9 protein-coding genes and 1 tRNA gene are annotated in these 12189 nt (G+C 50.5%); 5 read left to right on the plus strand and 5 right to left on the minus strand.

The window, feature by feature from the left end:
• Positions 1-124: 124 nt before the first annotated feature.
• Both glmU and V9K92_RS21735 read right to left on the minus strand, forming a co-directional pair.
• Positions 125-1486 carry a bifunctional UDP-N-acetylglucosamine diphosphorylase/glucosamine-1-phosphate N-acetyltransferase GlmU gene (glmU, locus tag V9K92_RS21730; RefSeq protein WP_337354956.1) on the minus strand — a complete coding sequence of 454 codons (1362 nt, stop codon included), beginning with the start codon at positions 1484-1486 and terminating at the stop codon, positions 125-127.
• A gap of 83 nt (positions 1487-1569) precedes the next feature.
• Positions 1570-2316, minus strand: a complete 747-nt coding sequence (locus V9K92_RS21735) for a cytochrome c biogenesis CcdA family protein (protein WP_307284899.1) — start codon at positions 2314-2316, stop codon at positions 1570-1572.
• Positions 2317-2562: 246 nt separating this feature from the next.
• Here V9K92_RS21735 and V9K92_RS21740 point away from each other — a divergent pair.
• Positions 2563-2638 (plus strand) — tRNA-Lys (locus V9K92_RS21740).
• Between the two features lie 18 nt (positions 2639-2656).
• Here V9K92_RS21740 and V9K92_RS21745 read toward each other — a convergent pair.
• Entirely contained in the window at positions 2657-3427 is a 771-nt protein-coding gene (locus tag V9K92_RS21745) for a class I SAM-dependent methyltransferase (RefSeq protein ID WP_336440149.1), read from the minus strand.
• A gap of 166 nt (positions 3428-3593) precedes the next feature.
• Here V9K92_RS21745 and V9K92_RS21750 point away from each other — a divergent pair, with 166 nt between their 5' ends.
• Complete coding sequence (locus tag V9K92_RS21750) at positions 3594-4451, plus strand: alpha/beta fold hydrolase (RefSeq protein WP_337354957.1); 858 nt, start codon at positions 3594-3596, stop codon at positions 4449-4451.
• A gap of 14 nt (positions 4452-4465) precedes the next feature.
• On the opposite strand, the gene V9K92_RS21755 is transcribed toward V9K92_RS21750, so the two are convergent.
• Positions 4466-5023: a hypothetical protein gene (locus V9K92_RS21755; RefSeq protein WP_336440151.1), complete on the minus strand. Its 558-nt coding sequence runs from the start codon at positions 5021-5023 to the stop codon at positions 4466-4468.
• 580 nt (positions 5024-5603) lie between these two features.
• Here V9K92_RS21755 and V9K92_RS21760 point away from each other — a divergent pair.
• Genes V9K92_RS21760 through V9K92_RS21770 form a run of 3 tightly spaced genes read left to right on the plus strand, consistent with a single transcriptional unit; the run spans position 5604 to position 11090 of the window.
• On the plus strand, positions 5604-6389 hold the full coding sequence (locus V9K92_RS21760) for an ImuA family protein (protein WP_337354958.1): 786 nt from the start codon (positions 5604-5606) through the stop codon (positions 6387-6389).
• Positions 6292-7845, plus strand: coding sequence for a Y-family DNA polymerase (locus tag V9K92_RS21765; RefSeq protein WP_337354959.1), 1554 nt, complete (start codon positions 6292-6294; stop codon positions 7843-7845). The genes V9K92_RS21760 and V9K92_RS21765 overlap by 98 nt, the downstream gene beginning before the upstream one ends.
• Positions 7842-11090 carry an error-prone DNA polymerase gene (locus V9K92_RS21770; protein ID WP_337354994.1) on the plus strand — a complete coding sequence of 1083 codons (3249 nt, stop codon included), beginning with the start codon at positions 7842-7844 and terminating at the stop codon, positions 11088-11090. The genes V9K92_RS21765 and V9K92_RS21770 overlap by 4 nt, the downstream gene beginning before the upstream one ends.
• Here the strand turns inward: V9K92_RS21770 and V9K92_RS21775 are convergent.
• Entirely contained in the window at positions 11074-12186 is a 1113-nt protein-coding gene (locus V9K92_RS21775; protein WP_337354960.1) for an alcohol dehydrogenase family protein, read from the minus strand. The genes V9K92_RS21770 and V9K92_RS21775 overlap by 17 nt on opposite strands.
• Between the last annotated feature and the right edge of the window lie 3 nt (positions 12187-12189).

A 12189-nucleotide genomic window follows, 5' to 3' on the forward strand; every position in this document is an offset into this window, starting at 1 on the left:
CCGATGATTCCTACAATTCCGCACATATAAAACTCCGATGCCTCAATTTACCATTTCTGCCTATGACGCGTCGCCATCGCAGAAAGCCTATTACCTAACCCTTGCATGATTTAAAGGGACTGCCCTATTCTGCCTTTTTCGACAGCTTCAAGGCAGCATAACGCGCCCGCAATTGGACGGCACGCCCTTCCTTAATTTCTTGACGCGCTCTACCAAAGGCCAGCGCATCTGCTGGCACGTTTTCTGTAATCACACTGCCGGAAGCAACATATGCATTATCACCTATCGATACCGGCGCAACGAGAGACGAGTTGGACCCTACAAATGTGTTGGTTCCAATTTCAGTATGATATTTGTTGTAACCATCATAATTACACGTAATCGTGCCTGCGCCAATATTTGCGTCCGCACCAACGGTAGCATCTCCGATGTAGCTCAAATGATTTAGTTTGGCGCCCTGCCCAATCTTGGCGTTCTTCACTTCAACGAAATTGCCCACTTTTGCTTTTGCCGCGAGATTTGCGCCCGGACGAAGACGGGCAAACGGGCCAATACTTGCGTTTGCTCCAATGCTTGCACCTTCAATATGCGAAAATGCGTGGATTACAGTACCGGACGCAATCGAAACACCCGGGCCAAAAACAATATTTGGCTCCAGCGTAACATCTGCCTCAATCACGGTATCATGAGAGAAAAATACCGTTTCCGGCGCTTGCATGGATACGCCTGCCAGCATCATTTGGCGGCGTTTGCGGTTCTGCCAGATCGCTTCCGCTTCCGCCAGTTCGAGGCGCGTATTAATGCCGATCACATTGTCCGGAGAAATCTCAATGGCAACAACAGACTTCCCTTGCGAATTGGCGATCTCCACCACATCGGTCAGATAATACTCACCTTTTGCATTCTCATTCTTAATCATGTGAAGCAATGCCAAGGCACTATCACCGCGCAAAGCCATCAGACCGCCATTGCAAAACCCAATTTTCTTTTCGGTTTCGCTTGCGTCCTTTTCTTCACGAATCGCAATTAAGCGGCCATCCTGTTCAATAAGGCGGCCATATCCATGGGGGTTTTCAGGCCGAAATCCCATCACCACAATGTCTGAACCGCCAGCCAGTTTCTCACGAGCCATTTCCAGCGCAGATGTTTCGATGAGCGGGGTATCACCAAAAACCACGATGATGTCGTCGTAACCTGCCTCTATGGCAGATTGTGCGGCAAGAACGGCATGTCCCGTGCCAAGGCGCTCCACCTGCTCGTGAACGGTGATATTGCTGACGAGCGCGCGCACGGAGGTTTCAACCTTGTCGGCGCCACGGCCCACCACTAAGGCTATATCGCTGCCTCCAGCACCTTGCACTGCCTTGGCGACGTGTCCCACAATTGGTAATCCGGCTATTTCATGCAGCACTTTCGGCAATGAGGACTTCATCCGCGTGCCCTCTCCGGCAGCGAGAATAACCGTAAGACAAGTGCGTGATGTCATGGTTCAGACTTTCAGTTTGGCCAAAGCGTTATCAGGCTGCAACATGGCACAATGCTGGTTGCAATTTGGTAACTTGCGCTTCTTTAGCCAAGTTGGCCGAGGATGGGAAATGTTTCAAGCAGCCAGAATGAAAATGTCTGCAGCCCTCCGGTCAGGAAAAGTACTCCTGTAATCACCAGCAGTCCTCCCATGATTTTTTCGACCTTGCCAAGATGCATGCGAAAGCGGGATAGGAATCGCATGAACACACCGGAAAATAGCGCGGCAATAATGAAGGGAATGCCGAGCCCAAGAGAATAGATCGCAAGCAGTAGCGCCCCGTCAGCGACAGTATCGCGTGCTCCAGCCAGCGCCAAAATTGGACCAAGCACCGGTCCTATGCATGGGGTCCAGCCAAATGCGAATGCCAATCCCATAATATAGGCTGCAAAGGGATTGGCCGGTGCTCCTTTGCTTTGAAAGCGTGCCTCGCGGGATAGAAAAGCTAATCTGAACACACCGAGAAAGTTCAATCCCATAATGATGATGATGATTCCGGCCAGGATGGCTATTTCCTGCTGCCACATGCGCAGGAATGCCCCAATTGTCGATGCGCCTGCACCCAGTAGAACAAAAACTGTGGTGAATCCCAAGACGAAGCAAAAGGACGATAAAAGGAGCGCGCGCCTGACCGGTGAAATTTTGGCGGTGGAAGCATCAGCTCGGAAGTCTTCTACAGTCACCCCTGCCATGTAGCACAGGTACGGCGGCACGAGAGGCAGCACACAAGGTGAAAGAAATGAGAGCGCCCCGGCCCCGGCGGCAGTCAGATAGGAAACATCCAGCGCCATATGCGCTCCTTCATGGTCATTCAGGTTGCGCCGGATTAAGCCGAATCTGTTCGGATTTCCAATCACCTTTTCGCCATTCCTCTGATCAAATACCGCATTACGGGGTAGCTCTGCCGGGGAAATTTGAAGAAAGCTGTAAAAACAACGCTTTTTATCACAGAAACTATGCACAATAGCTGTTGACCGATTGCCATCTCGCACCTATGTTCCGCCGCACTTCCCGAGGCCAGTTTATGGCTTTCAAGGGAGCGCGTAGCTCAGCCGGTAGAGCAACTGACTTTTAATCAGTAGGTCCGGGGTTCGAACCCCCGCGCGCTCACCATCATTCCCGCAAAATATCCTATTCTCTTCGAGCGGTAATTATCCAGGCGCGGGAGTCAAAGAGCACCCCGTCAGTGGTCATATGAGCCTCAAGCAGGTTGCGCAGCCGTTGCAAGGCAGGTTCGGGTGCTTCATTCGTTTGAGCAAGCATATCCTTTATAGAGAAGATTTCCATGAGAGCGTCAAACGCGCTGTCGACAGATGCTCCGTAGAATACCGGTTCCCGCACGTCGATAAAATCGACGGATACAAATCCTGCGGTATTGAGAAGCTTTTTGGCGGTACCAGGTTCACCAAGGGAAAACGCCTTCCGGGTTTCCGGTGAGGCCATCGTGGTCGGAGCTACGGTTCGCCGAATGGCGCCAGACCATTCATTTTTATCCTGGTTCTGCCATACCATCCATGCCAGTCGCGCATCGGGACGCATGGCGCTGGCAATATTTGCAAACGCGGCAGCCGGATCAGAGAAGAACATAGCGCCAAACCGGCTGATGCAAAGATCGAATCTGGCTTGGGGAAATACGTGGCTTTGGGCGTCGCCCTGCTCAAATGAAACATTTTTGAGTCCAGAATCATTTGCCCGTTGCCTGGCAACTTCCAGCATATCGCTTGACGTATCCACACCAATCGCCTTGCCATTGACAGCAAGGCTGGCGGCATCGCGCGTGGTTTGTCCTGCCCCGCAACCCACATCAAGCACATGGTCACTCACTCCAACGCTGGCAGCGGCAATCAAGTGTTTGGTGTGACGTTTTAATTCTGCGTCATAGAAATCTGCACGATCCAACATTTGAACCTCTTCTGGTTTCTGCTGTCATTGCCGGCGGTTGCTTCTTTGGCAAGACTGGTTGCATTATAGGATCAGTTATGTAAGTTCACAACCAATGTAGTTGCTGTTCGTTTGAGACGAGGCTCGAGGCATTGACACCTCAGATGCTGTGCAGGGGGATGACGAAATGAATGAACGGATCATCATTGCTGACAATGTTGAGATCGCCACGCAGGCTTTTGGAGATCCAACCCATGAGCCTGTTCTGCTTATCATGGGCGCCATGGCTTCCATGTTGTGGTGGCCGGAGGGGTTTTGCAAGCAACTCGCCGCCCAAAAACGCTACGTCATTCGTTATGATAATCGGGATACCGGCCTTTCGACCGCTTATGAGCCGGGAAACCCTGATTATACAATGGACGACATGGCTCAGGATGCATTTCGCGTGCTCGACGCCTACAATATCAAAACCGCACATCTGGTCGGTATGTCGCTGGGTGGTATGATCGCGCAAATGGCCACTTTCGCCCATCCTGAACGCGTAAAAACGCTGACCTTGATCTCAACCACGCCCATCGGCGTTGATACCTCCAACCTTCCGCAGACGAGTAGTGCCTATATGGAGCACGCAGCGACAGGCGAGAGTGTTGATTGGACCGATAGCGCTCAGGTCATAGATTTTATTGTTAAAGATACGCAGATGATTGCAGGTACACGGCATTCCTATAATGAGATGCAAGCCCGTAAACTCGTAGAGCATGATGTGAAGCGTGCTAAAAACTTCGCCAGCGCTACCAATCATTTCATGTTGAAAGGTGGTGACAGCTGGGACAACAAGCGCGACGAATTAGCTAAACCTCTTCTCGTTGTCCACGGCACAGCGGACCCGATTTTTCCGATCGAGCATGGCGAATTGCTGGCACAAAGCGTTCCAGGTGCAGAACTTCTCCGTGTTCCAGGTGGCGGCCATGAAATTCACCTTGAGGATTGGGATGACATTATTCGCGCTATCGGCGCTCACACAGGGCTTAACTGCCGCGCCTAACTTTTCAGGCGGACTTAGTTTTCTTGTTCCGTTGGGCCAAGAAGCCTGTCTCTTTCGCTTATAAAAGTATCAAGCGCCTGATGACCCTTGACTGTCCAGAAAGCGGCTTCCGGCTCGTAATCATATCCCATGAGTTTGGGGGGAATATCCACAGTGGAAAAATTCTGAATCGTTTTGCTTGCAAAGTCGCAGACGTAAAACGGTAGAATCTGGTCGATATGATATTTGGGTTTCTTCCCCAAGCTAACTGCTATCGAAACGGCAATTGCATTTGCCAATCGCATTGAACCTGGCGAATTATTTAAAAGAACGGCAGATGCAAGAATTTTGCGCCACGGATGTTTTTCATTCCTTCTAAATATGAATGCTCCGCTTTGATGGTCGAAATCAGATGGAATTATTGGCCAGGGAGACCGATTCATCACGGCGTCGACATCAATCATAAGAAGGCGTTCGACACCAGCTTCCAGAATTAAAGGCGCTAGCAGGAAGCGTGCGGCGGTATAATAGATTTCACGGCGTGGCAGCCCCTCCGCCAGTGCGCATGGATCAATAGAATAGGTCAGCCTCACGTGCTTGAGAGTCTTGGAAAGGGTAGCCGCTTCCTCGATGACCTTGCCGGAAGGTTGAAGAAGCAGAAGATGGAATGCCTCAGGCTGACCTAGACGTTCGATGGATTTGATCAGCCCCAGAGCGAAATTGTAGAAATAGCGATCATCGCATGCTGCCAGGAGAACATTACCTGAATTTGGCAAATTTCCCTTTATACTTTCACGAAACAGCTCTGTTTCTCGGGCTCTGACCTGTGGCAGCTTTAACGCCTGCCGAGCATTCCGCCTCAACATCCAGCGAAATAATAGTGAATGTCTCTTTTCCGATTTAGGTATGGGAGCGGTGGATTTGGCAGACATGCGATCATTTCTATGACTTTGAGCGTAGTTTCACCTCAATCTATAACACAACCATTATCGCGAAGAAGGGCTTCAGAGCCAGATCAGAAATCCTTCCCATGAGTCTCAACAGCGAAAGGCTGGATGACTCTGAAATCTGCAATTGATGATCTGATTCTAACCATTCGCATCGGGAAGCGCTTGACACTGGATACCTTAAATTTGATAATGGAACATATCATGAACAAACGGGGGTTCTATAGTGGCGATCGTCGATCTAACGGCGTTAAGACGCGATATTGCGTCTTTAAATGAGCAAGGCACGCAAGGTGTGTCTGGCTCTGCCTTTGATCTTGGCTGCCGGGCTGTAGACGGCGTATTTCGGGGTGGCCTTCAGCGAGGCGCTCTGCATGAGGTTTTTGCGAAGGAAAGTGGGGACGCAGGAGCCGCAACAGGTTTTGTTATTGCCCTCGCCTTGCGCGCATCAGCCAACCTAAGCCCCATTCTTTGGATTGAAGAAGATTTTACAGGCAATGAACATGGCTTTCCCTATGCTCCTGGCCTGCATTATTTGGGTCTCGACCCGGAGCGGGTGATTTTCGTTCGGTGCTCCTCGCCTCATAATGTTTTAAAGGCTGCAGCAGACAGCCTTGGCATTCGCGGTATGGGAGCAGTTATTATTGCGCCGTGGGGCCATCCCAAATGTCTGGATTTGACTGCCTCGCGAAAATTACTGCTTAGCGCACAACAGGCCGAAGTGCCCGCCTTTCTCCTGAGGCTGGGAGCTGTTCCGGGTGAAAATGCTGCCGTCACACGGTGGTTAATTCGTGCTGCAACCTCACAATCCCCTGGTGCAAACGCGCCGGGCAACCCTGTTTTTCATGTCCAACTCATTCGCAACAGGCAGGGCAACACAGGCCAATGGCTATTACAATGGGAGAGTGAAAATCATGTTTTCCAACGGATCGAGCCGGTTTTTGGCTCTGTGGTTTCCACATCTTCCTACGGATCGTCTCAAACGCGAAAATTCGCAGCGCGACCGTTCTGATCAGTATCTCATTGTTGTTGACAAGATTGCCAATACTTTACGGCTGGTAGCGGTTGATCAGAGAGCTACAAAAGCAGGTCTATACAAAAGCATGACTTTGGCTGATGCACGTGCGCAGTTTGAAAAGCTGGATATCGCATTTGCCTCACCTCGTCAGGATTCCGCATTTTTGGAGCGTCTGGCAGATTGGTGTGATCGATACACGCCTCTGGTCGCTTTTGACGATCCGGATGGTCTTATCCTCGATATTACAGGTTGTGTTCATCTTTTTGGGGATGAGCACACTATGCTCAAGGATATTCACAATCGTCTCAATCAACAGGGCGTGGCAGTAAAATCAGCCATCGCAAGCAATGCAGCCTCTGCCCGTGCCTTTGCACGCTATTCATCCGGCGGTGTCATCGGCGATGATGAAGAAAAGAGACTATATAAACTGCACCTTGCCTGTCTTGAGATAGAAGCAGCACATCTTGCTGGTCTGAAGCGCGCAGGTCTGCTGCATGTTGGCGAAGTCGAGGTTCTGCCCCGTGCTGCCCTTGCTGCCCGTTTCGGAAAAGAGCTGATCAATCGCCTGGACAGTCTTTTTGGCAGGCAAGACCAGCCAATTTCTCCGCGCCGTATTGTGCCTGTCTGTATGGTTGAGCGACGCATGACCGAACCTTTGGTTGTTATGGATTCCGTCGAGCTTTTACTTCAATCCCTTGGCGATGAACTTTTCAGGCAATTGCAAACCCGTGTTCAAGGTGCGCGTGAAATCGAAGCGAGCTTTTTTCGTGTTGATGGAAATGTGAGACGGATTCGTATTGAATCCGGAAGGCCGCTTGTAGAGACAAAAACATTACTGCGATTGCTCAAGGAGAGGCTATCAAGCTTGGCAGAACCTCTGGATGCAGGCTATGGCTTTGATATTGTTCGGCTCTCTGCTATTCGAACAGAACAAACACATGCGCTGCAGAAAAGTCTCGACAATACGCGGCAAGAGACAGAAGCATTTGATGCGCTCATCGATAGACTTTCTATAAGATTGGGCAGTTCGCGTGTGTTGCGACCTGTTGCTATTGATACGCACATTCCTGAACGTGCTGTCATGCTTGAAGCTGCAGCCGGGAATAGATCGGATCAATCAGTTCAGTGGTCACCAGAACATTACCCTGGAAATCCTCTCGAAAGACCAATCAGACTGTTTAATCCACCCGAACGCATTGAAACGACATCGGGAATTCCTGACGGTGCACCGGCGCGCTTTACGTGGCGCCGCGTACAGCACACGATTGTTTTAGCTGAAGGACCCGAGCGTATTGCACCAGAATGGTGGCGCGAGCATGCGGGTGCTCTCACACGCGACTATTACCGGGTTGAAGACAATCAGGGAAAGCGTTTTTGGGTATTCCGCGAGGGTCTTTATGAGCGAGGCGATCCCACCCCCCGATGGTATTTGCATGGGATTTTTGCCTGATGGATTATACTGAGCTTGCCGTCACCAGCAATTTTTCCTTCCTCAAGGGGGCGTCGCAACCCCAGGAACTGGTTCTGGCTGCAGCTCTTCTGGGGCTTAAAGGTATTGGTATTGCCGATTGCAATACACTTGCTGGCGTGGTGCGAGCCCATAGCGCCAGAAAAGAAATCAAAAAAGAACAGGGTCTTTCAATAGACCTCTATATTGGTTGTCGGCTAAGTTTCACTGACGGCACGCCTGACCTTGTTGTTTATCCGCGAGATCGCCCTGCTTACGGTCATCTCTGCCAGATTTTGAGTGTGGGAAAGCACCGTGCCAAGACCAAAGGGGAATGCCATCTGCTTTTCGAAGACTTTCTGTTCAAGGCAGACAATTTTCAGATAGCTGTAATGCCTCCCGAAAATCCCGACGAAAGCTTCACGGACTTCCTAAAAAAACTAGCTTTTGCAGCGGCGGATTGCGTTTGGCTTGGTCTGGTGATGCCGCGCAAGGGAGCCGACAGGCGTCACGGTGAAAAACTGGTTCGAATTGCAGCCGATGCAAACATTCCATTTTTGGCAGTTAATGATGTGCTTTATCACACTCCTGCCCGGCGGCCACTTCAGGATGTGCTGACCTGTATCCGTGAGCATGTTACGATAGAGACAGCTGGCCGCAAACTGGAAAAGAATGCAGAGCGGCATCTGAAATCACCAACCGACATGCTGTATCTCTTTCGGTTTTTTCCGGAAGCACTTGAAGAGACGCAGCGCTTTGTGAAGCCGATCAGTTTTTCTCTTGATGATTTACGCTATCAATATCCTGATGAACCTGTTCCACCCGGCAAAACACCCCAGCAACATCTGATCGATGAAACATGGATCGGCGCCAATAAACGCTATCCGGATGGCATTCCCAAAAATGTGTCTACGATCCTGGAAAAAGAACTGACCCTGATCGGGGAGTTGGAATATGCGCCCTACTTCCTGACTGTTTATGACATTGTTACCTATGCCCGCTCACAAAATATCCTTTGTCAGGGGCGCGGTTCCTCGGCCAATTCTGCTGTCTGTTATTGTCTGGGCATTACGGCCGTTGATCCCGCCACAAGCAACCTGCTTTTTGACCGGTTTCTTTCGAAAGAACGTAAAGAACCGCCCGATATTGATGTGGATTTCGAGCATGAGCGCCGCGAAGAAGTCATGCAATGGATTTTCGAGCGATATGGGCGCGACCATGCTGCTATTATTGCAACCGTCATCAGTTATCGGCCGCGCAGTGCAATCCGTGATGTTGGGAAAGCATTGGGCCTGACAGAAGATGTCACTGCCGCTTTGGCTAATATGGTTTGGGGTAGTTGGGGATCGGTCGTTGAAAAGCAGGAAATAAAGCAGGCTGGACTTGATCCTGATAATGTCATGATCCGCCGCACCATAAGGCTTGCCAAGGAACTGCTTGGTTTCCCACGTCATCTTTCCCAACATGTTGGTGGTTTTGTCCTCACGCAGGAACGTCTTGATTTGACCGTTCCGATAGGGCCCGCCGCCATGAAAGACCGTACTTTCATCGAATGGAACAAGGATGATATTGACGAACTCAATATCATGAAAGTTGATGTTCTTTCGCTTGGCATGCTCACTTGTATCCGCAAGGCCTTTGATCTCATTCATCTACACGGTGGTAAACGCTATGGACTTGCGGACATCCCATTGGATGATGACGACGTCTACGACATGCTCTGCAAGGCAGATTCCCTTGGGGTCTTCCAAGTGGAAAGCCGTGCACAGATGAATATGCTGCCGCGCCTTCGTCCGAGGAAATTTTACGATCTGGTTATTGAAGTCGCCATAGTAAGACCGGGACCCATTCAGGGGGATATGGTTCATCCCTATTTGAAGCGGCGCAACAATCCTGATTCTGTTGTTTATCCTTCACCCTCGCCTGATCACGGACATAAAGACGAATTGAAAGAGGTTCTTGTCCGGACGCTTGGAGTTCCTCTCTTTCAAGAGCAGGCGATGAGTATTGCCATCGTCGCAGCAGGTTTTACCGGCGATGAAGCCAATCAATTGCGCCGCGCCATGGCAACTTTCCGGCATGTGGGAACTATTCACAAACTGGAAAACAAGATGGTGGAAGGCATGGTTCGCCGAGGCTATGAAAGGGATTTCGCTCAAAACTGCTTCAACCAGATCAAAGGATTTGGTGAGTATGGTTTTCCTGAAAGCCATGCTGCGAGTTTTGCCATCCTGGTCTATATTTCATCTTGGATTAAGTATCATTATCCCGCTGCTTTCGCGGCGGCATTGTTGAACTCACAGCCTATGGGTTTTTATCCGCCAGACCAGATTATTCGCGATGCGCGCAAGCATGATGTCGAAGTACGTCCTGTAGATATTAATTTCAGTCATTGGGACAACACATTGGAATCAAAGGAAAATGGTGTTTTATGCACAAGACTCGGTTTTCGTCAGGTCGATGGTTTTTCAAAGCCTTGGGCTGACTTGATCTGTGAGAGAAGAAAGCAAGCCTATACCGATATTGAACAGGTAAGGCGTCTGACGAAACTTGAAAGACGGGCTTTTGTCTTGCTTGCCGATGGAGATGCATTTCGTTCGCTAGGTATCGACCGGCGAGAGGCACTATGGGCGGTGCGCCGCTTCCCTGACAACACGACGTTGCCCCTATTTCATGCGGCTGAAACAAATGAGTTGGCTACGGAAGTCAAAACGGTTCTTCCTCAAATGAAACTCTCTGAGCACGTCATTGCCGATTACGAATCGACAAGGCTTTCGCTCAAAGGGCATCCAATGCAGTTTTTGCGAGAAATGTTTACGTCAGAAGGCGTTTCCACATGCCAATTTGCAAATAGTCTGGCGAATAATAAGCGCGTCAAACTGGCTGGAGTGGTGACTGTTCGGCAAAGGCCTGGAACTGCAAAAGGCGTTGTCTTTATGACTATTGAAGATGAAACAGGCATCTCCAACATTGTCATCTGGCAAAAGCTCCTCAACATTTATCGTAAGGAAGTGATGGGATCTCGGCTGATCCAGATCGAAGGAATAGTTCAAAGCGCTGATAATGTGGTGCACATCGTTGCCAGAAAGCTTATCGATCGGACTGGCGACCTTTATCGTCTCTCTGAGCAGCGGGCCATTTTGCCCGTATCACGCAGTGACGAAGTCAACCATTCTGTCCAGGGAGACGCGCGGGCGCGTCATCCCAGAAATGTTCGCATAATGCCGAAATCTAGGGATTTCCATTAATTCGGATATTGTCGAATTTGGCATCCGGCACGACAATCAGTTTCCCGACGAAGGATTTGGCCATGAAATCCGTTTGTGCGCGGTGAAACTCAGAAAGCGGATAGACGCCGCCAACAAGCGGCCGGATCTTGCCTTCTTCAATATAGCGCACGATCCGGCGGAAATCTCCCCGCGTGCCCTGCGATGAGCCATGCAAAGCCAGTTGTTTAAGATACATGGTGCGAAGATCGAGCTGCACAACAGGTCCAGCAATTGCTCCGGCTGTGGTGTAACGACCCTCAGCTCTGAGAATGCGCAGCAAATCGTTGAATATTGAACCGCCAACAAGATCGGCTACGACGTCAATTGGCTCTCCGCCGGTCGCATCATTCACCGCTGCCACAAGGTCATTGGTGCCCCGTGTGATCACTGCTTCAGCGCCAATGTCGAGCAATGCCTGTTCTTTGCCCGCTCCCACAAGCGCATAGGGAATTGCACCCCGAGCCCTTGCAAGTTGAACAATACCGGAGCCCACGCCACCTGATGCGCCAGTAACAAGCACTCGCTCTCCTGCCCGCAATCCGGCACGTTCCAGCATCTGTTCGCCGGTTAAATATGCACAGCAGAAGGTGGCAAGTTCGATATCGCTCAAATCCGTGTTGACGTAATGGGCATTTTCAACCGGCACGGTTACATATTCGGCATAACCGCCATCGCGTCCATGACCAATATAATCGATATCGGCAAGACTATCATCATCGCGATTATAGATGGAAAAATCGACCATTACGCGTTGCCCGATACGCACCTTGTCGACGCCATCGCCAACAGCAACAATCGTCCCGACTATGTCAGTCCCCTGAACGCGCGGAAACCTTAATGTCGGCTCTTGTCGGCGCCAGGTTGAAACGGCGCCAGCATCTTCCTCGGTGCCGTAGGCGCCTTCCCGCACCCAGACATCCGTATTGTTCATACCGCAAGCGGTTATTTCGATAAGAACCTCGCCCGGCGCAGGTGTAGGAACCGGCGTGTTCTCATTGTAAATCAGCTTGTCGAGCCCGCCATGGCCAATGAGTTGTATAGCGGCCATGGTCTGCGGAATGTTTTGCTCTTTCATGGT

Source organism: Phyllobacterium sp. CCNWLW109 (assembly GCF_037203905.1).
In the GTDB taxonomy this organism is placed as follows: Bacteria; Pseudomonadota; Alphaproteobacteria; order Rhizobiales; family Rhizobiaceae; genus Phyllobacterium; species Phyllobacterium ifriqiyense.